This window comes from Agromyces seonyuensis, assembly GCF_009789225.1.
GTDB lineage: Bacteria > Actinomycetota > Actinomycetes > Actinomycetales > Microbacteriaceae > Agromyces > Agromyces seonyuensis.
Genome location: NZ_WSTA01000025.1, coordinates 1 through 25,787, shown reverse-complemented (window position 1 = coordinate 25,787; position 25,787 = coordinate 1). Strand labels below are relative to the sequence as shown.

Annotated in this window: 25 protein-coding genes; 17 read left to right on the top strand and 8 right to left on the bottom strand. The window is 71.3% G+C overall.

From position 1 onward, the window contains the following. Window positions 1-69 precede the first annotated feature (69 nt). Window positions 70-1,602: a glycerol-3-phosphate acyltransferase gene (locus GB864_RS07495; protein ID WP_160423724.1), complete on the top strand. Its 1,533-nt coding sequence runs from the start codon at window positions 70-72 to the stop codon at window positions 1,600-1,602. A gap of 266 nt (window positions 1,603-1,868) precedes the next feature. Then, on the top strand, window positions 1,869-2,735 hold the full coding sequence (locus GB864_RS07490) for an aggregation-promoting factor C-terminal-like domain-containing protein (RefSeq protein WP_236778958.1): 867 nt from the start codon (window positions 1,869-1,871) through the stop codon (window positions 2,733-2,735). Between the two features lie 64 nt (window positions 2,736-2,799). Here GB864_RS07490 and GB864_RS07485 read toward each other — a convergent pair whose 3' ends face one another. Next, window positions 2,800-3,093, bottom strand: a complete 294-nt coding sequence (locus GB864_RS07485) for a GNAT family N-acetyltransferase (RefSeq protein WP_160423723.1) — start codon at window positions 3,091-3,093, stop codon at window positions 2,800-2,802. Between the two features lie 34 nt (window positions 3,094-3,127). Continuing rightward, on the bottom strand, window positions 3,128-3,499 hold the full coding sequence (locus GB864_RS07480; protein ID WP_160423722.1) for an RNA-binding S4 domain-containing protein: 372 nt from the start codon (window positions 3,497-3,499) through the stop codon (window positions 3,128-3,130). Between the two features lie 60 nt (window positions 3,500-3,559). On the opposite strand from GB864_RS07480, the gene GB864_RS07475 reads away from it, so the two are divergent. Further along, window positions 3,560-4,018 (top strand): NUDIX hydrolase, encoded by a 459-nt coding sequence (locus GB864_RS07475; RefSeq protein ID WP_160423721.1) that lies wholly within the window; start codon window positions 3,560-3,562, stop codon window positions 4,016-4,018. Between the two features lie 10 nt (window positions 4,019-4,028). On the opposite strand, the gene GB864_RS07470 is transcribed toward GB864_RS07475, so the two are convergent. Next, window positions 4,029-4,865, bottom strand: coding sequence for a DUF1295 domain-containing protein (locus GB864_RS07470; protein WP_160423720.1), 837 nt, complete (start codon window positions 4,863-4,865; stop codon window positions 4,029-4,031). 32 nt (window positions 4,866-4,897) lie between these two features. Here GB864_RS07470 and GB864_RS07465 point away from each other — a divergent pair, with 32 nt between their 5' ends. The 4 genes from GB864_RS07465 (at window position 4,898) to GB864_RS07450 (ending at window position 7,373) form a co-directional block, all read left to right on the top strand. After that, window positions 4,898-5,509, top strand: a complete 612-nt coding sequence (locus GB864_RS07465) for a CDP-alcohol phosphatidyltransferase family protein (RefSeq protein ID WP_336603911.1) — start codon at window positions 4,898-4,900, stop codon at window positions 5,507-5,509. 94 nt (window positions 5,510-5,603) lie between these two features. After that, window positions 5,604-6,020 (top strand): FHA domain-containing protein, encoded by a 417-nt coding sequence (locus tag GB864_RS18440; protein ID WP_336603915.1) that lies wholly within the window; start codon window positions 5,604-5,606, stop codon window positions 6,018-6,020. Continuing rightward, window positions 6,017-6,697: a transcriptional regulator FtsR gene (ftsR, locus tag GB864_RS07455; protein ID WP_160423718.1), complete on the top strand. Its 681-nt coding sequence runs from the start codon at window positions 6,017-6,019 to the stop codon at window positions 6,695-6,697. The genes GB864_RS18440 and ftsR overlap by 4 nt, the downstream gene beginning before the upstream one ends. Before the next feature lie 115 nt (window positions 6,698-6,812). Further along, complete coding sequence (locus GB864_RS07450) at window positions 6,813-7,373, top strand: MerR family transcriptional regulator (RefSeq protein ID WP_160423717.1); 561 nt, start codon at window positions 6,813-6,815, stop codon at window positions 7,371-7,373. A gap of 195 nt (window positions 7,374-7,568) precedes the next feature. Here GB864_RS07450 and GB864_RS07445 read toward each other — a convergent pair whose 3' ends face one another. Continuing rightward, window positions 7,569-8,414, bottom strand: coding sequence for an AAA family ATPase (locus GB864_RS07445; RefSeq protein ID WP_160423716.1), 846 nt, complete (start codon window positions 8,412-8,414; stop codon window positions 7,569-7,571). 101 nt (window positions 8,415-8,515) lie between these two features. On the opposite strand from GB864_RS07445, the gene GB864_RS07440 reads away from it, so the two are divergent. The 3 genes from GB864_RS07440 to def are packed head-to-tail and all read left to right on the top strand — an operon-like array spanning window position 8,516 to window position 13,868. After that, complete coding sequence (locus GB864_RS07440; RefSeq protein ID WP_160423715.1) at window positions 8,516-11,920, top strand: pyruvate carboxylase; 3,405 nt, start codon at window positions 8,516-8,518, stop codon at window positions 11,918-11,920. Between the two features lie 51 nt (window positions 11,921-11,971). Next, entirely contained in the window at window positions 11,972-13,351 is a 1,380-nt protein-coding gene (locus GB864_RS07435) for a MinD/ParA family ATP-binding protein (RefSeq protein WP_336603910.1), read from the top strand. 25 nt (window positions 13,352-13,376) lie between these two features. After that, the gene (def, locus tag GB864_RS07430) at window positions 13,377-13,868 is read left to right on the top strand and encodes a peptide deformylase (RefSeq protein ID WP_160423714.1); all 492 of its coding nucleotides are present in this window, start codon (window positions 13,377-13,379) and stop codon (window positions 13,866-13,868) included. Between the two features lie 100 nt (window positions 13,869-13,968). Here def and GB864_RS07425 read toward each other — a convergent pair whose 3' ends face one another. Continuing rightward, window positions 13,969-15,801, bottom strand: coding sequence for an AMP-binding protein (locus tag GB864_RS07425; RefSeq protein WP_160423713.1), 1,833 nt, complete (start codon window positions 15,799-15,801; stop codon window positions 13,969-13,971). Window positions 15,802-15,949: 148 nt separating this feature from the next. Here GB864_RS07425 and GB864_RS07420 point away from each other — a divergent pair, with 148 nt between their 5' ends. From GB864_RS07420 to GB864_RS07410, 3 genes are all read left to right on the top strand, one after another. Further along, complete coding sequence (locus tag GB864_RS07420) at window positions 15,950-16,897, top strand: ROK family glucokinase (protein ID WP_160423712.1); 948 nt, start codon at window positions 15,950-15,952, stop codon at window positions 16,895-16,897. Window positions 16,898-16,933: 36 nt separating this feature from the next. Continuing rightward, window positions 16,934-17,656 (top strand): lysophospholipid acyltransferase family protein, encoded by a 723-nt coding sequence (locus tag GB864_RS07415; RefSeq protein ID WP_160423711.1) that lies wholly within the window; start codon window positions 16,934-16,936, stop codon window positions 17,654-17,656. 81 nt (window positions 17,657-17,737) lie between these two features. Then, a complete protein-coding gene (locus GB864_RS07410) occupies window positions 17,738-19,108 on the top strand; it encodes a class II 3-deoxy-7-phosphoheptulonate synthase (RefSeq protein WP_419672778.1) in 1,371 nt (456 codons plus the stop codon). An 84-nt stretch (window positions 19,109-19,192) separates the two neighbouring features. Here the strand turns inward: GB864_RS07410 and pknB are convergent, their stop codons facing one another. After that, on the bottom strand, window positions 19,193-21,127 hold the full coding sequence (pknB, locus tag GB864_RS07405; protein WP_160423710.1) for a Stk1 family PASTA domain-containing Ser/Thr kinase: 1,935 nt from the start codon (window positions 21,125-21,127) through the stop codon (window positions 19,193-19,195). A 100-nt stretch (window positions 21,128-21,227) separates the two neighbouring features. After that, complete coding sequence (locus GB864_RS07400) at window positions 21,228-21,845, bottom strand: LysM peptidoglycan-binding domain-containing protein (RefSeq protein WP_160423709.1); 618 nt, start codon at window positions 21,843-21,845, stop codon at window positions 21,228-21,230. An 83-nt stretch (window positions 21,846-21,928) separates the two neighbouring features. Here GB864_RS07400 and GB864_RS07395 point away from each other — a divergent pair, with 83 nt between their 5' ends. Further along, entirely contained in the window at window positions 21,929-22,267 is a 339-nt protein-coding gene (locus tag GB864_RS07395; RefSeq protein WP_160423708.1) for an Rv2175c family DNA-binding protein, read from the top strand. 36 nt (window positions 22,268-22,303) lie between these two features. On the opposite strand, the gene GB864_RS07390 is transcribed toward GB864_RS07395, so the two are convergent. After that, window positions 22,304-23,386 carry a polyprenyl synthetase family protein gene (locus tag GB864_RS07390; RefSeq protein WP_160423707.1) on the bottom strand — a complete coding sequence of 361 codons (1,083 nt, stop codon included), beginning with the start codon at window positions 23,384-23,386 and terminating at the stop codon, window positions 22,304-22,306. Window positions 23,387-23,458: 72 nt separating this feature from the next. On the opposite strand from GB864_RS07390, the gene GB864_RS07385 reads away from it, so the two are divergent. The 3 genes from GB864_RS07385 to rsmH all read left to right on the top strand — a co-directional run bounded on the left by GB864_RS07385 (window position 23,459) and on the right by rsmH (window position 25,703). Beyond that, window positions 23,459-23,845: a DUF3040 domain-containing protein gene (locus GB864_RS07385; protein ID WP_160423738.1), complete on the top strand. Its 387-nt coding sequence runs from the start codon at window positions 23,459-23,461 to the stop codon at window positions 23,843-23,845. 364 nt (window positions 23,846-24,209) lie between these two features. Further along, window positions 24,210-24,641 (top strand): division/cell wall cluster transcriptional repressor MraZ, encoded by a 432-nt coding sequence (mraZ, locus tag GB864_RS07380; RefSeq protein WP_160423706.1) that lies wholly within the window; start codon window positions 24,210-24,212, stop codon window positions 24,639-24,641. Window positions 24,642-24,743: 102 nt separating this feature from the next. After that, complete coding sequence (gene rsmH / locus GB864_RS07375) at window positions 24,744-25,703, top strand: 16S rRNA (cytosine(1402)-N(4))-methyltransferase RsmH (RefSeq protein WP_160423705.1); 960 nt, start codon at window positions 24,744-24,746, stop codon at window positions 25,701-25,703. Window positions 25,704-25,787 lie beyond the last annotated feature (84 nt).

The following is a 25,787-nucleotide window of genomic DNA, read 5'->3' as shown; positions in this document are numbered from 1 at the left end:
GCCCGGCGTCTTCCCTTCGGGACGTTCGGCACGGCAGAATGCCAGCAGGACGACGACCGGGGGGAATCGATGTCTGACGCCGTTGACACCGCAGCGAAGCTGGCAGTGCTCGAAGCCGAGAACGCCAGGCTGCGGGCCGAGCTCGACACCGCCCGGGTCGCGCCGGACGCAGCAGCAGGTCCGCGAGGACGCACCGGACGGTGGCGCACCGTCGTCGCCGTGGTGCTCATCGTCGTCGGTACGTTGCTGGCGCCCGTCGCCGTCGTCTCGGCGTGGGCGCGGGTGCAGCTGACCGACACCGACGCGTTCGTCGCGACGTTCGCCTCGCTCGCGGAGGACCCCGCCGTGCAGGAGTTGGTCGTCGACCAGGCCGCCACGGCGATCGAGAACCACGTCGACTACGACGAGCTCACGAACTCGATCGTCGAGGGCATCGTGGATCTCGGCACCGGGCCGCGGGCGACGGCCGCGCTCCAAGCCCTCGCCGGTCCGGCGGCCGACGGCCTGCGCACCGTGGTGCGCAACACCATCGAGCGCTTCGTCGCCTCGGAGGCGTTCGAGACGATCTGGACCGAATCGCTCCGGCTCAGCCATGCCCAGGCCATCGCGGCGCTCCAGGGCGACACGGATTCCGGCCTGCAGCTCGATTCGAGCGGCACGCTCTCGATCAATCTGGGCCCGGTGATCGAGGAGATCAAGGCGCAGCTCGAATCCCGCGGCATCGGGATCGCGGCGCAGATCCCGGTCGTCGACGTCGAGGTGACGATCGCCCAGGCCGCCGCGCTCGCCCAGATCCGGGTCCTCTACGGCGTGGCCACCGCCGTCGGCACCTGGTTGCCCTGGGTCGCGGTCGCGCTCCTCGCCGGCGCCGTCCTCATCGCGCGCCGACCGCTCCGGATGCTCGTCGTCGTCGCCCTCGTCTTCGCCGCGATCATGGCGATCCTCCTCGCCGGGTTCGGCATCGCCTACGCCGTGCTCGCCGCGGCGATCCCCGCGGACGTCGTGCCCGGCGACGCGCTCGCCGCGCTCTACGGCGGCCTCATCGAACGGATGCGCGAGACCGCGATCGTCGGCATCGTGCTCGGACTGCTGCTCGCCCTCGTCGCCTGGTACTCGGGACCGTTCGAGGCCTCGCGCGCGATCCGCTCCGGCTGGCGCGAGCAGACGGCCGCGCTGCGCGCCGCGGGCGACCGACGCGGCATCGGCACCGGTCGATGGGGCGAGTGGATCGGACGGCACATCCGGGAGCTGCGCCTCCTCGTCATCCTCGCCGCCTCCGCCGTCATCCTGTTCGTGCGCCCGCTCTCGGTCGGGCTCGTCGTCTGGACGCTCGTGCTCGCGCTCCTCGCGGTCGTCATCCTCGAGCTGGTGCAGCGTCCCCGCGGCGAGACCGTCGTCGAGGACACGCCGGACGAGGACGCCGACACGACGCCGGAGGACGTCGTCGAGGATGCCGAGGACGAGGAGCCGTCCGAAGTCCTCGTCGGAGTCGTCGTCGAGGAGGCCCCCACGAGCGACGCCGACGACGCCGGCGAAGCCCCGGAGCGCGACGCCCCGGCCCCGCGCGGACGGACGCCGAAGTCGCCGAAACCGCGTGCTTAGGCGGAACTTGAGCTTCCTGCGCAACTCTTGAGCCGCCCCGCGATCCGCGCCGTTCCGGGCGTCGCGGGCCGCAGTTGAGGGTTCTGTCAGGTTCTCGACCCCATTCGTCCAGGGAGGGCGACTGTCGTTGACGTCGCGCCCCGGGCTTGGGGGTGCAACCCGAGATCAACCCGATCCACTCCGTCGCGCCGTTCGGCCCAGACCGGCCGTGCCGTGCGCCGCGGAGACGCAGCGAACTCGAAACCCGCCAAGCCGCCTCTTCCCCCATGAACGAACAGACTCCGGTTCCCACCCCCTCCACCACGCTCGCAATCCTCCCCGAGCCGACCCGCAAGGCCGCCCGACGCGCTCGAGTCGGACACCGCCGCCTCATGTTCGGCGCCGCTGCCATCGCCGCGGTCGCCGTGGCCGTCGGCACCGGCTTCACCGTGCAGGCGTCCGTGGACACGCAGGCGTCCATCGCCGAGACCACCGCCAACGGGCAGGCCGGCGCGTACGACTCCTCGCAGTTGGGCGCATATTCGAACATCTCCGAAGCGCGCGCCGGCAAGGACGCGCGCGACACCATCTCCGCCGCAAACGGCGTCATCGCCGCCGCGGACGGCAAGGTGGATGCCTCCGCCCTCCAGACCTCCGTCGCCTCGCTCGGCGACTACGCGACCATGTCGGTCGCCGACATCACCGAACTCACCACCGAGACGAAGGCCGAGGCCGAGAAGACCCGCGCCGCGACCGAGGAGCACGACCGCCAGGCGGCCGAGGCCGCCGCAGCGGCAGCAGCGAAGGCGGCGGCGGACGCTGCGGCGGCGCAGGCCGCGGCGAACACCGTCGAGGGCGCCAAGGCCACCGCGCAGAGCATGGCCGCTTCGAAGTACGGCTGGGGCGGCGACCAGTTCTCCTGCCTCGTCAGCCTCTGGAGCAAGGAGTCCGGCTGGAACTACCAGGCGTACAACGCCGGCAGCGGCGCGACGGGCATCCCGCAGGCGCTGCCCGGTTCGAAGATGGCCTCGGCCGGTTCGGACTGGCAGAGCAACGCCTCGACCCAGATCAGCTGGGGCCTGGACTACATCTCCCGCGCCTACGGCACGCCGTGCGCGGCCTGGGGCCACTCGCAGTCCGTGAACTGGTACTGATCAGCACCCACGAGGGGGACGCGTCGATTCCGGCGCGTCCCTCGCGTGCATCCGGCCGGGCGGTTCAACCCGCCCGACGCGACAGCAGCGACGCTCGTTCCGGGTGGCGCTCGAACCACTCGGCGACGTACCAGCAGCTCGGCACGATGCGGTAGCCGGTCCGCGACTCGACGTCGTCGACGGCGAACTCGACGAGCTCGCCCGCGAGCCCGGTGCCCCGGTACGGCGGCGCGGTGAAGGTGTGCACGAACGACACGGCCTCGCCGAGCACCCGGTAGTCGAGCACGCTCGCGAGGCGATCGCCGATGTGCAGCGTGTAGCGGCGGGCATCCGGTTCGTGGGCGAGGACGTGGGCCATGCCGTCAGCGTACGCGCGCTTCGGCGCCGAGCGCTCAGGCGTCTCGGCCGCGCAGCCGTTCGAGGTCGCGGCGTTCGCGCTTGGTCGGCCGACCGGCGCCGCGGTCGCGCATCGGCACGTCGCCGGCGAGGGTCCGCGGCGGTCGCGGCGGCGTACGGTCGTCGACCGCCTCGGCGGCGGGCGCCGCGCCGACGCGCTTGGCGATGAGCGCCTTCACGACGAGGATGCGGTCGAAGCCCTCGACCCGGACCCGCAGCTCGTCGCCGATGCGGAGCGGCTGCGCGGCTTTGGCGCGCTCGCCGTTCACGCGCACGTGTCCGGCCCGGCATGCGGCCGTCGCCGCGGAACGGGTCTTGAACTGCCGCACCGCCCACAGCCAGGCATCGGTCCGCACGCTCGCGCTCATCCACGTCACGCTACGCGATCGAGCCCGGTCCGCGGGCGCTGCGGCTGGCATGCTGGTGCCATGGGAGTTCGCACGGGAGACGGTTGGGTCGAGGGGCCGTCGGGCGAGCGGTACTGGGGGCGCTTCGGCGCCGCAGGCCTCCTCCTGCACGACCGCGAGCGCGGCATCCTGCTGCAGCACCGGGCGCACTGGAGCCACTTCGGCGGCACCTGGGGCATCCCGGGCGGCGCACGCGACGAGGGCGAACCCGCGATCGACGCCGCGCTCCGCGAGGCGGGCGAGGAAGCCGGGGTGCCCGCCGGCGTCGTCGACGTGCGAGGCACGCGAGTGCTCGACCTCGGCTATTGGAGCTACACCACGGTCATCGCACGGACCCGCCGGGCGTTCGACCCCGTCGTGAGCGACCAGGAGTCGCTCGAGCTGCGCTGGGTGCCGATCGCCGAAGTCGGCGACCTCGACCTGCATCCGCGGTTCGCCGAGTCGTGGCCCGAGCTCGCCGCCGCACTGGCCGAAGGCTGACGACCCTCGGTCAGGCCTCGACCGGCTCCGAGTGCTCGTCCTGACGGCCGGGCAGCCACGGTACGAGCATCGAGGTGCGCGCCTGGTACGCGCGGTACTCGGGGTAACGGGATCGGGTGATCGACTCGGTGAACACCGTCGAGCCGATGAAGAGGAGGGTCAGCAGCACGGCGCCCGCGAGCGTCCAGTGCAGCCAGACGCCCGTCGCCGCGATCGCGAAGCCGTAGAGCACCCACCACTGCGCCTGCTCGCAGAAGAAGTTGGGGTGGCGTGAGAACCGGAACAAGCCGGTCTGCAGGAATCGGGGCGAGGGCGTGCGGCCGGCGGCGGTCTCCGCGGCCTTCCGACGGTGGAAGTCCCACTGCTGCTGGTCGGCGACGGTCTCGCCGGCGAGGAAGACGAGGAACAGGGCCGCGAGCACGAAGTCCCAGACGCCGAGGGGGCTCCGGCCGGCCGTGTAGACCGTCAGCGCCGGCAGCGTGATCCCAAGGATCAGCAGGTTCTGGTAGATCGTGATGAAGAGGACGTTGAACGCCGCGAACTGCCCGCGCGTCAGGCGCGCCCGCAGGATCGCCCAGCGGTAGTCCTCGCCCTGGTGCGGCCGGTACCCGCCCTTGCGCGCGAAGTTGAAGGTGAGCCGCACGCCCCAGAGCGTCACGAGCAGCGCCATGAGGTTCAGCCGGGGATCGGCGAGCCCGGCCGCGCCCGCGAAGATCCAGACGTAGGCGATGGGTGCGATGGACCAGATGCGGTCGACCCAGGAGTGCTCGTTCGTCACGACCGACGCGATCCAGGTGCCCACGATCACGACGGCGCAGAGTGCGAGACACACGAACAGGGGATTCATGGCGGCATTCTAGGGCTGGCTAGACTCCCCGTGTGGGTGGGGAGAGCGCCGCGCCGAGTACGCGGATCTGGACGGTGCCGAACGCGCTGAGCCTGCTCCGGCTCCTCCTCGTCCCCGTCTTCCTCGCGCTCATCGTGCAGGGATCGGACGTCGCCGCGCTCGTCGTCCTCGTGATCGCGAGCCTGACGGATCTCGCCGACGGCTGGATCGCGCGTCGTTTCGGCCAGGTCACCCGGCTCGGACAGCTCCTCGATCCCGCTGCCGACCGCCTGTACATCCTCGCCGCGCTCATCGGCTTCGCCGTCCGCGGCCTCGTCCCGTGGTGGATCTTCGTCGTCATCGTGGGCAGGGACGTCATGCTCATCGTCCTCGGCGTCATCCTCGCCCGGCACGGCTACGGCCCGCCGGCGGTGCACCGGCTCGGGAAGATCGCGACGTTCGCGCTGTTCTGCGGCGTGCCGCTCATGCTGCTCGCCGTCGCGGTGCCCGCCACCGCGGCGATCGCGGAGCCCGTCGGCTGGGCCGTGACGCTCTGGGGCGCGTTCCTCTACTGGTGGTCGGGAATCGTCTACGCGGTCGAAACCGCCCGCTCCATCCGGATTCCGGTCGGCGGATCGTCGTCCGTATCGGATACGCTTGAATGAACAGGAGGTCACCGTGGTCGAACCCGATTTCGAGAACGAGCAGGCGAATCCGAGCACGACGCCGGCGCCGATCAGCGACGGCACGGACTCGACGATCGGCTTCAGCCGAGAGGCGGCCGCACAGCTCGCTGGATTCGACAGCACCGTCACGCCCGAGGAGCAGGAGGCGATCGCGGCGCTGCCGAGCGGATCCGCACTGCTGATCGTGCGACGCGGTCCGAACGCCGGTGCGCGCTTCCTGCTCGACGCCGATCTGACGACGGTGGGCCGCCACCCCGACGCCGACATCTTCCTCGACGACGTCACGGTCTCGCGCAAGCACGCCGAGTTCCTGCGCCACGGCAACGCGTTCGAGGTGAAAGACCTCGGCTCCCTGAACGGCACCTACTTCGACGGCGTGCGCATCGAGACGGCGCTGCTCTCCGACGGCGCCGAGGTGCAGGTCGGCAAGTACCGCCTCACGTTCTACGCCTCCCGGCTCGACCTGGTACCGGTGGGCAGCCAGGCGTGACCGCCACCGCTTCGGCGAACGCGCGCGGTCCTGAGCACCGTTTCTCCATCGGTGCCGTGCTGGCGCGGCTGCAGCCGGAGTTCCCGGAACTGACCGGGTCGAAGGTGCGCTTCCTCGAGGAGCAGGGGCTCGTGACGCCGGCGCGCTCGGCGTCCGGCTACCGCAAGTTCTCCGACGGCGACGTCGAGCGCATCGCGCACATCCTCGCGATGCAGCGCGACCACTATCTGCCCCTCAAGGTCATCCGGGCCCAGCTCGATGCCGTCGACGACGGTTCGACTCCGGCCCTGCCCGGTGCGACGGCGGCGCCGCCCGCCGCGCGCTACACGCGGTCGCAACTCGTCGAAGCCGCGGGCGCAACGACGGCGCTGCTCGATCAGGCCGTCTCCGCTTCGCTCCTGCCTCCGGCCGAGCACTATGGCGACGACTCGCTCGCGATGCTGCGCGCCCTCGCCGGACTCGCGGCTGCGGGCGTCGAACCGCGCCACCTCCGCGGTGTGCGCGGCGCCGTCGACCGGGAAGCCGGCATCGTCGAGGCCGCCGTCTCGCCGCTCGCGAAGCGCGCCGACGCCGCCGGCCGTGCCCGGGCAGCCGAGCACGCCCGCGAACTCGGCACGCACCTCGAAGCGGTGCATTCGCTCCTCCTGCGCAGCGCCGTCGGCCGCATCGCGCGCTGATCGTCCGACACGCCGGGCCCTTCGACCGGATGTGTTTGATCGCCCCGCCGACGGTGGGTAGCGTTGAAACGTCGACCGATCGGTCGACGTTTTCCAGAGAGCAGAGGGGGAGCGGATGAGCGAACTCAGCCGCCGCGACCAGTCCCGCTACGACCTCGGACTGCTCTTCACCGACGGGATGCCCGAGTACGACGAGCACGAGGGCTACCGCGGCGCCGTCGCCGCACGAGCGGCCGGGATCAGCTATCGCCAGCTCGACTACTGGGCCCGCACCGAGCTCGTCGAACCCACGGTCCGCGGCGCCGCCGGTTCCGGGTCGCAACGGCTCTACGGGTTCCGCGACATCCTCGTGCTGAAGCTCGTGAAGCGCCTCCTCGACACCGGCATCTCGCTTCAGCAGATCAGGGTCGCCGTCACGCGGCTGCGCGAGCTCGGCATCCAGGATCTGGCGCAGACGACGCTCATGAGCGACGGCGCGAGCGTCTACCTCTGCACCTCCGACGACGAGGTCATCGATCTCGTCAACCGCGGGCAGGGCGTCTTCGGCATCGCCGTGGGCAAGGTCCTCCGCGAAGTCGAGTCGACGCTCGTCGAACTCGATGCGAACGCGGCCGAGCCGCACCCGCACGACGAGCTCGCGCTCCGCCGCACTGAACGGGCGCGCCGCATCTCCTGACATCGGCTCGACCGACGCGGGCGCTGCGGTGCAGTGCGATCGCGTCGAGGATGACGCCCGCGCCGCGATCGCGGCGCCGTCGGTCGGCCGGGCGCCGGTCGTTCCGTGCGGCGCGTCGAGTCGTCCTGTCGGCTTCTACCCGACCGGGGTACGCCGACGGCCCGCGGCATCGGGTGCCGCGGGCCGTCGGTTCGGTCAGAGACCGAGGTAGTCGGAGGCCGGCTCGTAGAGCGGGTCGAGGCCGGCGTACTCGCCGACGCGCGCCGTGCGCAGCACCCGGTCGAGCAGCTGATCGAAGTTGCGCGCCATCTCCTCGGCCGATTCGCCGGGCCACATGTGCAGCGGCTTGGCCGCGCCCTGCGCCTGCTGCAGCGACGTGCGCTCGGGCAGCTGGGGCGAGAGCACGAGGGGGCCGAACATGTCGCGCAGCTCCTTGATGCGGAACTGGTGCTCGAGCGATTGCACGCGGGCGCGGTTCACGATGATGCCGAGGGGCTGGAGCCGGGGGGAGAGTCCGCGTCGGATCTCCTCGATGGCGCGCAGCGCTCGGTCGGCCGCGGCGACGGAGAAGAGTCCGGGCTCGGTGACGACGGCGACGCGGTCGCTCGCAGCCCACGCGGTGCGCGTGAGCGCGTTGAGCGAGGGGGCGCAGTCGATCAGCACGAGCTCGTAGTCGGCCTCGACGTTGGCGAGCGCCTCCTCGAGCTTCCAGATGTCGCGGATCGAAGGATGCGGACCGTCGAAATTGATCGCGGACGGGCTGCCGATCAGGACGTCGATGGTGGAACCCGGAATCGACCGGGTCCAGCCGCTCGGCGCGATCGCCGAACGGACGATCTTCTCCTTCGGCGAGGCGAGGACGTCGGCGACGTTGAGATGACCGGCCACCTGGATGTCCATGCCCGTCGAGACATCCGACTGCGGGTCGAGGTCGACGACGAGCGTCCGGATGCCCCGTGCGAACGCGGCGGACGCGAGACCCAGGGTCACCGTGGTCTTTCCGACGCCGCCTTTCAGCGAACTGACGCTCAATACATGCACGAGCAGATACGTTACCTTGAGTAGCCGGTCGGATGCTCAGCGTTGCCTGAGCCGAATGCATCGTCGCAGCGGCCGCCCCCCGAAATGCCCGAGAGGACGACATGTTCGAGAAGATCCTGGTCGCCAACCGCGGTGAGATCGCGATCCGCGCATTCCGTGCGGCCGTCGAGCTCGGAGCCAAGACGGTCGCGGTCTACCCGTACGAGGATCGCAACTCGCTGCATCGTCTGAAGGCCGACGAGGCGTACCAGATCGGCGAGCCGGGGCACCCGGTGCGCGCCTACCTCGATGTCGCCGAGATCGTCCGAGTGGCCAAGGAGTCCGGTGCGGACGCGATCTACCCCGGCTACGGCTTCCTCTCCGAGAACCCCGACCTCGCCCGTGCCGCGGCCGACGCCGGCATCGCCTTCATCGGGCCGTCCGCCGAGGTCCTCGAGATGGCCGGCAACAAGGTCACGGCGAAGGAGCACGCGATCGCCGCCGGCGTGCCCGTGCTGCGTTCCACGCCGCCCTCGCGCGACATCGAGGAACTGCTCGCGGGCGCCGAGGCGATCGGCTTCCCGATCTTCGCGAAGGCCGTCGCCGGCGGCGGCGGCCGCGGCATGCGACGGGTGAACACGCCTGACGAGCTCCGCCCGGCGCTCGAGGAGGCGATGCGGGAGGCCGACAGCGCCTTCGGCGACCCGACCATGTTCCTCGAGCAGGCCGTGCTGCGCCCGCGCCACATCGAGGTCCAGATCCTCGCCGACGGCACGGGCGACACGATGCACCTCTTCGAGCGCGACTGCTCGGTGCAGCGCCGCCACCAGAAGGTCGTCGAGATCGCGCCGGCCCCGAACCTGTCCGACGAGATCCGGCAGTCCCTCTACCGGGACGCGATCGCCTTCGCGAAGTCGATCGGCTACGTCAACGCGGGCACCGTCGAGTTCCTCCTCGACACCGCGGGGGAGCGGGCCGGCGAGCACGTCTTCATCGAGATGAACCCGCGCATCCAGGTCGAGCACACGGTGACCGAGGAGGTCACCGACGTCGACCTCGTGCTCTCCCAGATGCGCATCGCCGCCGGCGCGACCCTCGCCGAGCTCGGGCTGGTGCAGTCCGAGCTGCGCCTGCGCGGCGCAGCCCTGCAGTGCCGCATCACGACCGAGGACCCGACCGCGGGCTTCCGCCCCGACACCGGCCGCATCACGACGTACCGGTCGCCGGGCGGCGCGGGCGTCCGTCTCGACGGCGGCACGATCAACCCGGGCGCCCAGATCAGCCCCCACTTCGACTCGATGCTCGCGAAGCTCACGTGCCGCGCGCACGACTTCCCGTCCGCGGTGGCGCGCGCCAAGCGCTCGCTCGCCGAGTTCCGCATCCGCGGCGTGGCCACCAACATCCCGTTCCTGCAGGCCGTCCTCGACGACCCCGACTTCGCCGTCGGCGACCTCTCGACCGCGTTCATCGAGGAACGCCCGCAGCTCTTCAAAGGCCGGGTCTCCAAGGACCGCGGCACGAAGATCCTCAACTGGCTCGCCGACGTCACCGTCAACCAGCCGCACGGCGCCGCGCCGACGACCGTCTCGCCGGCCGCCAAGCTCCCTGCGATCGACCTCTCGGTCCCGGCGCCGTCGGGGTCGCGCCAGCGCCTCCTCGAGCTCGGCCCGGCCGGCTTCGCCGCCGATCTGCGCGCTCGCACCGAGCTCGCCGTCACCGAGACGACCTTCCGCGACGCCCACCAGTCGCTCCTCGCGACCCGCGTGCGCACCCGCGACCTCGTCGCGGTCGCCCCGTACGTCGCACGCCTCACCCCGGGGCTGCTCTCGGTCGAGGCCTGGGGCGGCGCGACCTACGACGTGGCCCTCCGCTTCCTCGGCGAGGACCCGTGGGAGCGCCTCGCGGCGCTCCGGGAGTCGCTGCCGAACATCGCCATCCAGATGCTGCTGCGCGGCCGCAACACGGTCGGCTACACGCCGTACCCGACCGAGGTCACCGACGCGTTCGTGCGCGAGGCGCAGGCGACCGGCGTCGACGTCTTCCGCATCTTCGACGCGCTCAACGACGTCTCCCAGATGCGGCCCGCCATCGACGCGGTGCTCGCGACGGATGCGGCGGTCGCCGAAGTCGCGCTCTGCTACACCGGCGACCTGCTCGACCCCGCCGAGTCGCTCTACACGCTCGACTACTACCTCGGCCTCGCGGAGCAGATCGTCGACGCCGGCGCGCACATCCTCGCCATCAAGGACATGGCGGGCCTCCTGCGCCCGAGCGCCGCGGCGAAGCTCGTCACGGCGCTGCGCGAGCGATTCGATCTGCCGGTGCACCTGCACACCCACGACACCGCGGGCGGCCAGCTCGCGACCCTGCTCGCGGCGAGCCAGGCGGGCGTCGATGCGGTCGACGTCGCCTCCGCGCCGATGGCGGGCACGACGAGCCAGCCTTCCGCGTCGGCCCTCGTCGCCGCGCTCGCCCACACCGAGCGCGACACGGGTCTTTCGCTCGCCGCGGTGTGCGACCTCGAACCGTACTGGGAGGCGGTCCGCCACCTCTACCGTCCGTTCGAATCGGGGCTGCCCGGCCCGACCGGCCGCGTCTACAAGCACGAGATCCCCGGCGGGCAGCTTTCCAACCTGCGTCAGCAGGCCATCGCCCTCGGCCTCGCCGACGACTTCGAGCTCATCGAGGACCTCTACGCCGCGGCGAACGAGATCCTCGGCCGCGTGCCGAAGGTCACGCCGTCCTCGAAGGTGGTCGGCGACCTCGCCCTGCACCTCGCCGCGGTCAAGGCCGACCCCGCCGACTTCGCCGCGAACCCCGAGCGCTACGACGTGCCCGACTCCGTCATCGGCTTCATGGCCGGCGAGCTCGGCGACCTGCCGGGCGGTTGGCCGGAGCCGTTCCGCACCAAGGTGCTCGCAGGCCGCGACGTCCGCGTCGGCGTCAACGAGCTCACGCCGGACGACCGCGCGGGGCTCGAGAGCGACAGCGCGACGCGCCGCAGCACGCTCAACACCCTGCTCTTCCCGGCGCCGACCCGCCAGTTCGAGCAGCTCCGCGAGCTGTTCGGCGACCTTTCGCCGGTCGACACGGCCGACTACCTCTACGGGCTGCGACCCGGCGCCGAGCACGTCGTCGAGATCGACAAGGGCGTGCGCCTCTACGCGGGGCTCGAAGCCATCAGCGAGGCCGACGAGAAGGGCATCCGCACGGTCATGACCGTGCTGAACGGCCAGCTCCGGCCGGTCTACGTGCGCGATCGCTCGGTCGCCGTCGAGTCGAAGGCGGCCGAGAAGGCGGATGCCTCCCAGCCCGGCCACGTTCCGGCGCCGTTCTCCGGCGTCGTCACGCTGCAGGTCGACGAGGGCGCCGAGGTCGCCGCTGGACAGGCCGTCGCCTCGATCGAGGCCATGAAGATGGAAGCGGCCATCACGACGCCCGTCGCGGGAATCGTGGAGCGCGTCGCGATCCCGAAGACGCAGCAGGTGGAAGCCGGCGACCTCCTCGTGGTGGTGCGGCCCCGCTGACCTCCTGCGCTAGAGTGGCGCAACGTTCGCATCGATCAGGAGGGGTGTTCGGTGACCGGAGGAAACTCGAATTCCAGTACGGAGAACTTCGACGGCGAGGGGCGTGCCGACGGCATCGACGGGGGGCAGACGTCGGGGGTCGTCGACACGAGCGTCGCCGACCGTCTGAGCCTGCACGTCGAGCTGCCGGCGGGGCCGGTGCACGAGATGCCCGATGACGAGGTGGCCGTTGCCATCGACGACGTCGCGGTGAATCCCGGCATCGTCGACGGCGTCACCACGTCGTCGGTGCCGATCGTCACGCCGCAGGCGCAGGCCGCCTACCTCGCGGCTCGGAGCGAGTCGCCGTACGCGGCGATGCTCGCCGCCGACCGCCTGCGCACGCGGCGGGAACGGGTGCGCACCGATACGGGCAGCCACGTCGCGATCGTCGACGTGCCCGTCGACGCCATCGAGTCGAGCGAGGCCCCGCTCAGCGGCGACGGCCCCGAGTCGGCCGACTCGCTCACGGCAGACCGCCTCATCGACGTCTCGCGCACCGGCAAGCCGGTGCCGCAGGGCGCGTTCAACCGCTTCCTCTACGAGGTCTCGTTCCACGCGGTGAACCTCGGCGACTCGGCCAAGGTGCGCGCGCACAAGGCCATGAACGCGCGCATCGGTCGCAAGTTCGAGGGCGGCGCGCGCTTCGTGCCGGTGCTCACCCGCAAGGGCGGCGTCGGCAAGACGACCGTGACGACGCTGCTCGGCATGGCGCTCGCGGACGCGCGCGACGACCGCATCATCGCGATCGACGCCAACCCCGACCGGGGAACGCTCGCCGAGCGCGTCGAGCGCCACACCCGCGAGACGGTGCGCGACGTCGTGCAGCGCGCCTCCTCCATCGGCGGCTACACCGACTTCTCGGAGTTCGTGTCGCGCGATGCGACGCGTCTGGACGTCCTCGCCTCGGACACCGACCCGCTGCTCTCCGAGGCATTCAACGACGACGACTACAACGTCGTCGCCGCGCTCGCGGCCCGCTACTACTCGATCGTCCTCACCGATTGCGGCACGGGCATCGTGCACTCGGTCATGCGGGCGACGCTGCAGCGCGCCGACTCGATCGTGATCGTCTCGGGCGGGAGCGTGGACGAGGCGCGGCTCGCCTCCGAGACCCTGACCTGGCTCGAGGCCAACGGCTTCGGCGAGCTCGTGCGCAATGCGATCGTCGCGATCAACCTGGCCACGCAGGGGACGCACCTCGTCAAGCTCGACGAGATCGAGGCGCACTTCGCCTCGCGGGTCCGTGAGATCGTGCGCGTCCCGTATGATCCTCGACTGGCGGCCGGATCCGCCGTCCATTGGGACGAACTGCGTCCCATCACCCGCGACGCCGCCCGAGAGCTGGCCGCACTGGTCGTCGAGGGGATCCCCATCGAACGCGGCCACTGACTCTGCTGTTTGCTGAAAGGGCACCGTGCCAGTACGCCCCATCCGGATCTTCGGCGATCCGGTCCTCAAGACCGTGTCCGCACCCATCGGCGAGATCGACGACCGCATCCGCGGCCTCGTCGACGACCTCGTCGACAGCGTCAGAGTGCCCGGCCGGGCCGGGGTCGCCGCGGCGCAGATCGGCGTGAACCTGCGGGCGTTCAGCTACAACGTGGACGGCGTGGTCGGGTACATCCTGAACCCCGAGCTCGTCGAGGTCTCCGGCGAAGTCGAGAAGATCGACGAAGGATGCCTCTCCGTTCCGGATCTGTGGTTCAAGACGCCGCGATACTCCTACGCGAAGGTCCGCGGCATCGACCTCGACGGCGACGAGCTCGTCATCGAGGGTTCCGGGCTGCTCGCACAGGCACTCCAGCACGAAATGGACCACCTCGACGGGTTCGTCTATCTCGACAAGCTCGACAAGCCCGAGCGCCGCGAGGCGATGCGGCAGGTGCGCGAGTCGACCTGGTTCTGAGCGACCGGGGCCGGAGTCATCCTGGCGCCATGTCTGCCGGAACGTGCGAAGCGGCCCGGGCGATCATCGCCCGGGCCGCTTCCTCGTCGTGGGAGTCCGCTCAGGCGAGGGCGCTCGTGCCCTCGGTGACCGGTGCGCCCGAGTAGAGCGCCGCGATGTCCTCGGCGAAGTCGCTCAGGATCACGTTGCGCTTGATGGAGAGCTTCGGCGTGAGGTGGCCGGAGTCCTCCGTGAATTCGACGGGCAGGATCGTGAACTTGCGCACGGATTCCGCGCGCGAGACCGAGTCGTTCGCCGCGTCGACGGCGCGCTGCACCTCGGCGCGGACGGTCGGGTTCGCGCGGGCCTCCTCGAGGGTGAGCTTCGGGTCGAGCCCGTTGTTGGCGAGCCACGTCGGCAGCATCTCGCGGTCGAGCGTGACGAGCGCGGCGATGAACGGCTGCTGGTCGCCGACGACGACGGACTGCGCGATGACGGGGCTCGAGTTGATGCGGTCCTCGAGCGCGGCGGGCGCGACGTTCTTGCCGCCGGCCGTGACGATGATCTCCTTCTTGCGGCCCGTGATGGTGAGGTAGCCGTCGGCGTCGAGCGTGCCGAGGTCGCCCGTCTTGAACCAGCCGTCGACGAACGAGTCGGCGGTGGCCGTCGGGTTGTTCCAGTAGCCGGGGGAGACGTTGAGGCCCTGGATCTCGATCTCGCCGTCCTCGGCGATGCGGAAGCCGACGCCGGGCAGGGCCGGTCCGACGGTGCCGATCTTCGAATGCTTCGGCAGGTTCACGGAGGCGGGCGCCGTCGTCTCGGTGAGGCCGTAGCCCTCGAGGATGTGGATGCCGAGCGCGTGGTAGAAGTGGCCGAGGCGGACGCCGAGCGGCGCGGAGCCCGACACGGCGAACTTCACGCGACCGCCGAGGGCCGCGCGGAGTTTCGCGAAGACGAGACGGTCGTAGACGGCGAACTTCAGGCGCAGGCCGAGCGGCACCGAACCGGCCTCGAGGGCGCTCGAGTACTCGACCGCGACGGCCGCGGCGGCCCGGAAGATCTTGCCCTTGCCGCCGGTCTCGGCCTTCTGCTCGCTGACGTTGTAGACCTTCTCGAACACGCGCGGCACGGCGAGCAGGAAGGTCGGCCGGAACGACTGCATCGCCGGCATGAGGTTGCGGGTGTCGGGCTGGTGGCCCACCCGCACGCCGGCGTGCACGCAGAGCACCGCGATGAGGCGCGCGAAGACGTGGGCCGTGGTGATGAACAGGAGCGTCGAAGCGCCGCGCGGGTCGAGGACGACGTCCTCGAGGGCGATCGCCGTGTTGCGCGAGAGCTCGACGAAGTTGGAGTGGGTGATGATCGTGCCCTTGGGGCGGCCGGTCGAACCCGAGGTGTAGATGAGGGTCGCGACGTCGGAGCCGGACGCGAGGTCGCGGCGGCGCTCGATCTCGGCATCCGGCACGTCGACGCCCGCCGCGACGAGCTTGTCGAGGTCGCCGAGGCCGATCTGCCAGACGGTCGAGACCTGGGGGAGTTCGGGGTGCACCTCGTCGAAGCGCGCGAAGTGATCGGCGGTCTCGACGATGACCGAGGTCGCGCCGGAGTCGCCGAGGATCCAGGCGACCTGCGCCGGGGAGCTCGTCTCGTAGATCGGGACGAGGAAGGCGCCCGCGTACCAGACGGCGAAGTCGACGAGCGTCCACTCGTAGCGGGTGCGCGACATCATGCCGATCTTCTGGCCCGGCTCGACGCCCGCGGCCACGAAGCCCTTCGCGAGCGCGATCACCTGGCTGTGGAACTCCCGGACCGTGACCGGGGTCCAGCCTCCCGACTCGGTCGGCAGGGCGAACAGCTCGCGGTCCGGGCTCGCGGCCAGGCGGCCCTCGAGCAGCGCGGTCGCGTTGGCACCGGGATCGGCGGCGACGACGGCGGGAGTGTGGGATTCGATCACGGCAGCTCCTTCGGTGCCGAACAGGACGCGCGCGGCGGGAATGATCGAGCGGACCTCGGCGTAGTGGGGGGTGGCTACACTCTACTTCGTTGCGCAACGGGCGACGGCCGCCCGGCCGGCCGTCCGAGCGGGGAAAGGACGGCGGCAGGTGCAGGCCATCGGCATCGACATCGGCGGAACGAAGGTCGCGGGAGCGATCGTCGACGAGGACGGCGGCATCGTCCGTTCGAGCCGTCGACCGACGCCCGCACGGGACGGCGACGCGCTCGTCGACGTCGTCGCCGAGATGATCGCCGAGCTCTCCGGCGGCGAGCATGCCGTCGTGGGCGTCGCGGCCGCCGGCTTCATCGACGCCGCGCAGTCGAACGTCTACTACACACCCAACATCGACTGGCGCAACGAGCCGCTGCGCGAGAAGCTCGAGGCCCGCACCGGCGCGAGCGTCGTCATCGACAACGACGCGAATGCCGCCGGCTGGGCGGAGTTCCGCTTCGGGTCGGGACAGCTCGTGAGCGACATGGTGATGCTCACCATCGGCACGGGCGTCGGCGGGGCGATCGTCGCCGGTGACCGCCTCTTCCGCGGCGGCTTCGGCGCCGGTGCCGAGATCGGCCATCTCCGGCTCGTGCCGGACGGCCTGCCGTGCGGTTGCGGGCAGTACGGCTGCTTCGAGCAGTACGGGTCCGGCCGCGCGCTCCAGCGCTACGCCAATGAGATCGCCGATCAGGGCGGCATCGGCCTGCGCCTCAACGCGGCGCGCGAGGCCGGCGGCCTCGACGGCAAGGTCATCGGCGACCTCATCCTCGCCCGCGACCCTGGCGCGCTCGCGGCCCTGCGCCGCCTCGGCCACGCCATCGGCACCGCGAGCGCCAGTCTCGCCGCCGTCCTCGACCCGCAGCGCTTCGTCATCGGCGGCGGCGTCGCGGCGGCCGGCGAGCTGCTGCTCGAGCCCGTGCGCGAGGCGTTCCTGGAGCACCTCCCGGCGCGCGGCTACCACCCCGAGCCCGACTTCGTGATCGCCGAGTTCGTCAACGACGCCGGCGTCGTCGGTGCGGCCGACCTCGCCCGCATCCACCTCGCGGAGCGCGCCCGCTGAAGCGGGGGCCCGCGCACGAACGGTTAGGCTGAGGGAATGTCACGGCGACAGGCATCCGGCGGTTCGGCGTCGTTCTACTGGTTCATGAAGCACGTCGTCGTCGGTCCGATCCTGCTCTCGATCTTCCGGCCGTGGATCGTCGGGCTCGAGAACATCCCGAAAGAGGGCGCCGCGATCCTCGCGTCGAACCACCTCAGCTTCATCGACTCGATCTTCCTGCCGCTCGTGCTCGAGCGACGGGTCTCGTTCCTCGCCAAGAGCGAGTACTTCACCGGTCGCGGGCTCAAGGGCTGGGCGACGCGGCTGTTCTTCCAGGCCTCCGGCCAGCTGCCGATCGACCGCTCCGGGGGCAAGGCGTCCGAGGCCTCGCTCATCACCGGTCTCCGCGTGCTCGGCCAGGGCGAGCTCCTCGGCATCTACCCCGAGGGCACCCGCAGCCCCGACGGCAAGATGTACCGCGGCCGCACCGGAGTCGCCCGCATGGTGCTCGAGTCCGGCGTCCCGGTCATCCCGGTGGCCATGATCGACACCGACAAGGTCATGCCCATCGGCACGCGCCTGCCGAAGGTGCGACGCGTCGGCATCGTCATCGGCGAGCCGCTCGACTTCTCCCGCTTCGCCGGGCTCGAGGGCGATCGCTTCGTGTTGCGCAGTGTGACCGACGAACTCGTCTACACGATGCGCGAGCTCTCCGGCCAGGACTACGTCGACGTCTATGCGAGCTCGGTCAAGGAGCAGCGCGCCTCGCTCGCGCGATAAGCTGGTCCGTCAGCGCCGTTTCCGGCGCGTTTCCCGTATCCCCATGCGCGCGCTCGCGCGCCCGAGTGACAGGACGCTCCCGTGACCATCCCCGCCGAACCCGTCGTGATCCCCGATGCAGCCGTGCTCGCGGGCCTCGACTATTGGCGGGAGCTGCCGATCAAGCAGCAGCCGGCGTGGCCGGATGCGGACGCCGTCGCCCGGGCGTCGGCGGAGCTCGCGGCGCTGCCGCCGCTCGTCTTCGCGGGCGAGGTCGACAACCTCCGCGACCGGCTCGCCGATGCCGCTGCCGGCAAGGCCTTCGTCCTCCAGGGCGGCGACTGCGCCGAGACCTTCGAGGGCGCGACGGCCGACAAGATCCGCAACCGCGTCAAGACGGTGCTGCAGATGGCGGTCGTCCTCACGTACGGCGCGTCGATGCCGGTCGTGAAGATGGGCCGCATGGCGGGCCAGTTCGCCAAGCCCCGCTCGAGCGACTTCGAGACGCGCGGCGACGTGACGCTGCCGGCCTACCGCGGCGACATCGTCAACGGCTACGACTTCACCCCGGAGTCGCGCGAGGCGGACGCCGGCCGGCTCGTCCGCGGCTACCACACGGCCGCGTCGACGCTGAATCTCATCCGCGCGTTCACGCAGGGCGGCTTCGCCGACCTCCGCCAGGTGCACCAGTGGAACCAGGGCTTCGCGTCGAACCCGGCGAACGCCCGGTACGAGTCGCTCGCCCGCGAGATCGACCGCGCCGTCAAGTTCATGGATGCCTGCGGGGCCGACTTCGACGCGCTCAAGCACGTCGAGTTCTACACCGCCCACGAGGGTCTGCTCATGGACTACGAGCGCCCGATGACGCGCATCGACTCGCGGACGGGCACCCCGTACGACACGTCGAGCCACTTCATCTGGATCGGCGAGCGCACGCGCGACCTCGACGGCGCGCACGTCGACTTCCTCTCGCGCGTCCGCAACCCGATCGGCGTCAAGCTCGGCCCGTCGACGACGCCCGAGACGATGCTCGAGCTCGTCGAGAAGCTCGACCCGAACCGCGAGCCCGGACGGCTCACGTTCATCACCCGCATGGGCGCCGGCAAGATCCGCGACGCGCTGCCTCCCCTCCTCGAGGCGATCAAGGCGAGCGACGCGAACCCGGTGTGGGTCACCGACCCGATGCACGGCAACGGCATCACGACGCCCACCGGGTACAAGACGCGCCGCTTCGACGACGTCGTCGACGAGGTCGAGGGGTTCTTCGAAGCGCACCGCGCCGTGGGCACGCACCCCGGCGGCATCCACGTCGAGCTCACCGGCGACGACGTCACCGAGTGCCTCGGCGGCAGCGAGCACATCGACGAGGCGACCCTCGCGACGCGCTACGAGTCGCTGTGCGATCCGCGCTTGAACCACATGCAGTCGCTCGAACTCGCGTTCCTCGTGGCGGAGAAGCTCTCGGCGCACTGAGCCGTGCAACGCGGAAACGGCGCCGCATCCCCTCGGGGGTGCGGCGCCGTTCGTGTTCCGCCGCCCGATCGGGCGGGAAGCGGATCACGGGACGTAGTTGACCTCGACGGTCGAGCCGATCTGCACCGATTCGCCGGCGGCGGGACTCTGCGTGGTCGGGATGATGACCCCGACGAAGAGGTCGGGCACGTTCGACGTCACGACGAGCCCGAGCGCCTCGAGCTGGTCGCGCGCGGCGGCGACCGTCTGACCGGTGATGACGTTCGGCACCTCGACCATCTGGATGCCGAGCGAGAGCGTGATCCAGATCGGGGTGTCCTTGCGGATGATCTCCTCGTCGGAGCCCGCCCTGAGCGCTGCTCCGGCGGGGACCGCGCCGGTGTCGTCGTACTTGCCTTCGGCGTTGACGTTCACGTCGCTGAAGCCGAAGTCGGCGAGCGTCTGCTTCGCCTGCTCCTCCGACTGGCCGGCCACGTCCGGGATCGGTCCGAGCGAGACGACGAGCGTCATCGCCCCTTGCTCTGGGTACTCCGTGCCGGCCTCGATCGGGTTGCCGTCGCCGTCGAGCACCGCCATGACGGTGCCGGCGGCGGCCTCGTAGGAGATCCGTTCATCGTCGGCGCCCAGCGCGAACGAGGTGAGCTGCGCCTTCGCGTCGTCGACCGCGGCCCCGGCGACGTCCGGCACCGCGATGAGCTGCGGACCGGTGGAGACGAGGAGGGTGACCTTCGCGCCCTTCTTGAGGTTCGTGCCCGCCGGCGGGTCGGTCGACGACACGGCGCCGTCGGGCACGTCGATGCTCGATTCCTCGCCGCGATCGACGACGAAGCCCTGGGCCTCGAGCGTCTGCTGCGCCTCGTCCGGCGCGACGCCCGTGACGTTCTCGACTGCCGAGAAGGCCCCCGGGCCCGCGCCGAAGTACCAGCCGGTACCGCCCGCCGCCCCGGCGATGAGGAGGACGAGCGCGAACAGCCACCAGCCTCGGGCGCGGCGTCGCTGCGCGTCGTTCCGGAGGCGCGCGACGGGCTCCGGAACGTCGTCCTCGTCGGCGATGAGCGCGACGGCCGCGGTGCGGTTCACGCGGCGCGGGCCGAGGACCGTGGTCTCGGCCGTGGCCGCCGCGGCGGGGGAGAGGTCGCCGAGGACGAGGGTCGGCTGGGCGCCGGAGGCGCCGCCTCGCAACTCGGACTCGATCTCCCGCAGGCGCTCGAGCAGCTCGCCGGCGTTCGCGGGGCGCTCCTCGGGGTCGCGTCGTGTCGCCCATTCGACGAGTTCGTCGAGCGCGCGGGGCACGGACGGCACCCGGGACGAGGGGGCGGGCACCTGGTCGTTGGCGTGCTGGTAGGCGATCTGCATCGGCGCTTCGCCGACGAAGGGCTGCTCGCCGGTCAGCATCTCGTAGAGCATGATGCCGAGCGCGTAGACGTCGCTGCGGGCGTCCGCGACGCCGCGCGTGACGAGCTCGGGGGAGAGGTAGGCGATCGTGCCGAGCAGCGCCTGCCCGGTCGCGGTGTTCTGCGACGCCGCGCGGGCGAGCCCGAAGTCGCTGAGCTTGATGCGGCCGTCGTCGGCGAGGAGCACGTTCTCGGGCTTGACGTCGCGGTGCACGATGCCGGCGCGATGGGCGGCGGCGAGTCCGGCGAGCACCGCATCCAGGATGTCGACCGTCTGGACGGCGGTGAGGCGCTTGTAGTCCTTCAGCAGGTCGCGCAGGGTGATGCCGGGCAGGTACTCCATGACGAGGTAGGCCATGTCGTCGTCCTGGCCCTGGTCGAAGACGTTGACGACGTTCGGATGCGCGAGCCGGGCGGCCGAGCGGGCCTCCTGCACGAAGCGGGTCTTGAACGTGTTGTCGTCGGCGAGGTGCCCGTGCATGATCTTGATCGCGACCCGGCGCTCGAGGCGCAGGTCGGTCGCGAGGTACACCGTGGCCATGCCGCCGCGGGCGATGCGCGAGCGCACCTGATACCGGCCGTCGACGAGACGTCCGATCATCGGGTCGGCTTGCGCAGTGGTCACCCCGTGATTCTAGGAAACGGAGCCCGAACGGCGCCTGCGCGCCACGCAGCGCCGCGCGATCGCAACCCCTTCGTGATGCGGACGTTCGTCCCGACGGCGCCTACGCGGCGCCGGCGCCGGCGGCCGTGTCGGAGTCCGCGAGAGGATCGACGGCGCCGGGCAGCGAGAGCTGCTCGCCCGGGAAGAGCGCGCTCGTCGGGCCGAGCCCGTTCGCGGCGAGCACCTCCCGCACGGGCAGCCCGTAGCGGGCGGCGACGGATGCGGCGGTATCGCCGTCGACGACGAGGTGGCGTCGGATCTCGTCGCAGCCGGGCTGCGCGCCGGGCGAGGTCGACGGGGCGCCGAGGTCGAGCCGCTGTCCGGGATGCACGGCGGAGGACCAGCTCAGGCCGTTCCGCGCCAGGAGATCGGCGATGCGCAGCCCGAACCGCTCGGCGATCCCGGCTGCCGTGTCGCCCGGCGCGACGACGTAGTCGGCGTCGTCGCCGTGGCGGGACCGGTCGCGCCGTCCAGTCCGAGACGCGCCGCTCGTTTCCGATCCGGCGGACGCGGTGCGCCCCGGCGTGCGGCGCTCGGGCTCGGGACCGACGCGGATGACGGCGGCGATCGCCGAGGCGACGGCGACGGGGATGGTGCGGAGGCCGTTGCGCCGGCGCCGCCCGCCGCCCGACCCGATCTCCGCCATGGTGCCGCCCCCGAACTCCGAACTGACGGCCACGCTGGCAGGGCGCGGGTGCCGGGTCAACGACCCGCGCCGCCCGGGCGGTCGAGTCGGGACGGTCGGTGTGGCAATGTTGAACCGTGAGCGATGTCTTCGCGGAAACCGAATGGGTCACCGTCCCCGATCTCGTCGAGCGGACGGGGCAGACGCCGAGCCGCATCCGCCGGCTGATCGACGATCGTCAACTGCTCGGCGCCAAGGTCGACGGGGTGCTGAAGATCCCCGCGAGCTTCCTGCGCGACGACGCGCCGCTGCCCGAGCTGCGGGGGACGATCATCCTCCTCGGCGATGTCGGCTTCACCGACGACGAGGCGATCGTGTGGCTGCTCTCCGTCGACGATTCGCTCGGCGCACGGCCCATCGACGCGCTCCTCGCCGGCCGCAAGAGCGAAGTCCGACGGGTCGCCCAGTCGCTCTGATCGCCGCGTCGCGCGGCGCCGCCACTCGGCGCGGGTTCAGGCCGCGCGACGGGTGACCGCTTCGGTCAGTTCGGTCAGCGATTCCCGGGCGTCCTCGGCGATCGGCGCCGCCGCCAGCGCGGTCCGGGCCTCCGCGGTCCGCGCCGTGATGACGGCCTCGAGCTCGTCGACGGCGCCCGTCTCCCGGAGTGCCGACTGCAGCTCCGCGACGTCGTGCGCGTCGAGCGTCGGATCTCCGAGCCGTGCGTCGAGCACCTCGCGGGCAGACGCCTCCAGCCGCTCGCGCACCATGGCGATGAGCATGGTGCGCTTGCCCTCGCGGAGGTCGTCGCCCGCGGGCTTGCCGGTCACGGCGGGATCGCCGAAGACGCCCAGCAGATCGTCCCGCAACTGGTAGGCGATGCCGAGGGGCAGCGCGAATGCCCGGAGCGATTCGATGCCGGCGGCATCCGCGCCCGCCATCGCGGCCCCGATGGCGAGTGGAGCCTCGATGGAGTACTTCGCGGACTTGTAGACGACGACCAGCTCGGCGCGGCGACGGGCATCCGCCTCGGGGTAGGCGAGCCAGGCGTGCTCCTCGAAGATGTCGAGGTACTGCCCGGCCGTCACCTCGGTGCGCATGCGCTGGAACTCGTCGCGTGCCGCCCGTGCGCCGGCGCGGGGAAGCCCCGCGAGCCCCTCGTCGAACAGCTCGTCGCTCCAGCCGAGCAGCAGATCGCCGAGCAGGATGGCGCTCGATCGGCCGAACGCGTCCGCGTCGCCGGCCCAGCCGGACTCGGCATGGAGCGCCTCGAACCGACGATGCGCCGCGGGCGCGCCTCGGCGCGTGTCGGAGTTGTCGATGAGGTCGTCGTGGACGAGCGCGGCGGCGTGGAAGAGCTCGAGCGCCGCACCGGCGGTGACCGCCGGAGCGTTCTCCGCCGTCGTCGGCGCGAACGCGCGCCACCCGGCGTCGCAGAAGCGCGCGCGGAACCGCTTGCCGCCGCTGAGAAAGCGCCGGGAGATGGCGTCGAGCGGAGCCAGATCGGGGGAGACGGAGCGGAGAATTGCTGCACGCCCGTCGAGGAACCCGTCGATTCGGGACTGCACTTGATCGACGAGGCGCGGCGGCTGGCTCACCCGCCTAGCCTACCGGCGCGCGGGGCACTAGTATTCAGGCAGAAGCGCCGATCCCGAGACGAGGGGAAAGAGATGCCGCTTTCAGAACAAGAACAGCGCCTTCTCGATGAGATGGAGCGGAGCCTCTACCGCAACGACGCGGACTTCGTCCAAGCGGTCGGCGGCCGACGAGGACGACCTGCGTATCGATCGATCGTGCTGGGCGTGCTGCTCGCCGTGGTCGGCATCGGTGCGCTGATCGCCGGCGTCGCGACGCAACTGCTCGTGGTCGGCATCCTCGGCTTCGTGATCATGTTCGCCGGAGTGCTGCTGGCGGTGACGCCCTCGAAGCGTTCGGCGGCGCCGGTCGAGCCGATCCCGGGTGCCCGAGGAGAGCACGGCCGCCCGTCCTCATCGAGCGGCTTCATGGACAAGTTGAACGAGCGGTGGGACCGTCGCCAGGAGGGCGACGAGCGCTGAGGGGCGAAGCCTCCACTTCCCACCACTTCCACGCAGCGGGTCGGTCCTGATCGGACCGGCCCGCTTCGTCGTGTCCAGCGCGATGGGCACGATCGCCGCGTGATCCCGCGGATGCCCCGCCTCGCCGGTGTCGAGGCGTCGTCGTCGCCGTACCGACCCCGTGGCGGCGCCGGGAACTGAGCATCGTCGCGAGGACACGCGGGGGCGTCCGGAGTCCTCCACCGCCCTCCACCTCGGTGCTGCCCCGGAATTCCGGGCCTGTGAAGAGAGTAAACCTCACAAAAGGGCTGCGGAACATTGGCCGGTGGATGAGAGTGGAGTACAGTGGAGCAACCTGGACCGGGCCGGAGGAAAGGGGGTGGTGATGTTCCTCGGGACTTACGAGCCGAAGCTCGACGAAAAGGGACGCATCATTCTTCCGGCCAAGTTCCGGGACGAACTGGCCGGCGGGCTCGTCATGACCCGTGGGCAGGAGCGCTGCGTGTACGTCTTCACGACGCGCGAGTTCGAGCACATGCACGACAAGATCCGCCAAGCCCCCGTGGCGAGCAAGCAGGCCCGCGACTTCGTGCGCGTCCTGCTCTCGGGGGCGACTCCGGAAACCCCTGACAAGCAGCATCGCGTGACCATCCCTGCAGCCCTCCGGGGCTATGCGGGGCTCGACCGGGACCTCGCCGTGATCGGCGCCGGCTCCCGAGTCGAGATCTGGGACGCGTCGGCCTGGCAGACGTACCTGGCCGAACAGGAATCGGCGTTCTCGGAGACGGCGGAGGAGGTGATCCCCGGACTCTTCTGATCGCGGGCTCGGACTCCCAGCCGGATCCGGCCGCCACTTCCCCGGCGACCGGCCCCCGGATGGGGATCCGGACCCACGACCACGAACATCCCGGAGGCACGCATGGACGACGACATCGAACGCATCCACACCCCGGTCATGCTGGAGCGCACGATCGACCTGCTGGAGCCCGCGATCTCGCGGCCCGGCGCGGTCGTCGTCGACGCGACGCTCGGCATGGGCGGCCACTCGGCGGCGATGCTCGCCCGCTTCCCCGATCTCACGGTGATCGGCCTCGACCGCGACACCCAGGCGCTCGCGATCGCCGGCGAGCGGCTCGCACCGTTCGAGCCGCGCGCCCGCTTCGTGCACACGGTGTACGACGGCATCGCCCGCGCGATCCGCAGCGAGGGCTTCACCGCCGTCGACGGCATCCTCTTCGACCTCGGCGTCTCGTCGCTGCAGCTCGACCGCGCCGAGCGCGGCTTCGCGTACTCGAAGGATGCGCCGCTCGACATGCGCATGGACCCCACGCGGGGCCGCACCGCCGCCGACGTGCTCGCCGAGGCGACCGAACGGGACCTCGTGAAGATCTTCCGCGACTACGGGGAGGAGAAGCTCGCGCAGCGCTACGCGCGAGCGATCGTCGCCGCGCGCGAGGAGGCGCCGATCGAACGCTCCGGGCGCCTGGTCGAGATCCTCCAGGCCGCGACGCCCGTCGCGATCCAGCGGCAGGGCCACCCCGCCAAGCGGGTATTCCAGGCGCTGCGCATCGAGGTCAACGAGGAGCTCTCCGTGCTCGATCGCGCGATCCCGGCCGCGCTCGGCACGCTGAACCTCGGCGGCCGCATCGTCGTGCTCGCGTACCAGTCGCTCGAAGACCGCATCGTCAAGCGCGAGCTGGCCCGGGCGACCACCTCGAGCGCGCCGCCCGAGCTGCCGATCGAGCTGCCCGAGCACCGCCCGCAGTTCAAGCTGCTCGTCCGCGGCGCCGAACTGGCGAGCGAGGCCGAGCAGGAGGAGAACCCGCGTGCGAAGCCCGTCCGGCTCCGAGCGGCCGAGCGCATCCGGAGCGCGACATGAGCGCCGTGCACGCACCGGCCGAGCCGCGGCCGGGCCGGCCGCTCCGTCCCGGCCGCGGCGGTGCCTCCGCCGCGCCGGTCGAGC

Bases quoted from the DNA above. Each gene is read 5' to 3' on its own strand.
- GB864_RS07495 (WP_160423724.1), top strand. From the start codon at position 70: ATGTCTGACGCCGTTGACACCGCAGCGAAGCTGGCAGTGCTCGAAGCC.
- GB864_RS07490 (WP_236778958.1), top strand. From the start codon at position 1,869: ATGAACGAACAGACTCCGGTTCCCACCCCCTCCACCACGCTCGCAATC.
- GB864_RS07485 (WP_160423723.1), bottom strand. From the start codon at position 3,093: ATGGCCCACGTCCTCGCCCACGAACCGGATGCCCGCCGCTACACGCTG.
- GB864_RS07480 (WP_160423722.1), bottom strand. From the start codon at position 3,499: ATGAGCGCGAGCGTGCGGACCGATGCCTGGCTGTGGGCGGTGCGGCAG.
- GB864_RS07475 (WP_160423721.1), top strand. From the start codon at position 3,560: ATGGGAGTTCGCACGGGAGACGGTTGGGTCGAGGGGCCGTCGGGCGAG.
- GB864_RS07470 (WP_160423720.1), bottom strand. From the start codon at position 4,865: ATGAATCCCCTGTTCGTGTGTCTCGCACTCTGCGCCGTCGTGATCGTG.
- GB864_RS07450 (WP_160423717.1), top strand. From the start codon at position 6,813: ATGAGCGAACTCAGCCGCCGCGACCAGTCCCGCTACGACCTCGGACTG.
- GB864_RS07440 (WP_160423715.1), top strand. From the start codon at position 8,516: ATGTTCGAGAAGATCCTGGTCGCCAACCGCGGTGAGATCGCGATCCGC.
- GB864_RS07415 (WP_160423711.1), top strand. From the start codon at position 16,934: ATGTCACGGCGACAGGCATCCGGCGGTTCGGCGTCGTTCTACTGGTTC.
- GB864_RS07385 (WP_160423738.1), top strand. From the start codon at position 23,459: ATGCCGCTTTCAGAACAAGAACAGCGCCTTCTCGATGAGATGGAGCGG.
- mraZ (WP_160423706.1), top strand. From the start codon at position 24,210: ATGTTCCTCGGGACTTACGAGCCGAAGCTCGACGAAAAGGGACGCATC.
- rsmH (WP_160423705.1), top strand. From the start codon at position 24,744: ATGGACGACGACATCGAACGCATCCACACCCCGGTCATGCTGGAGCGC.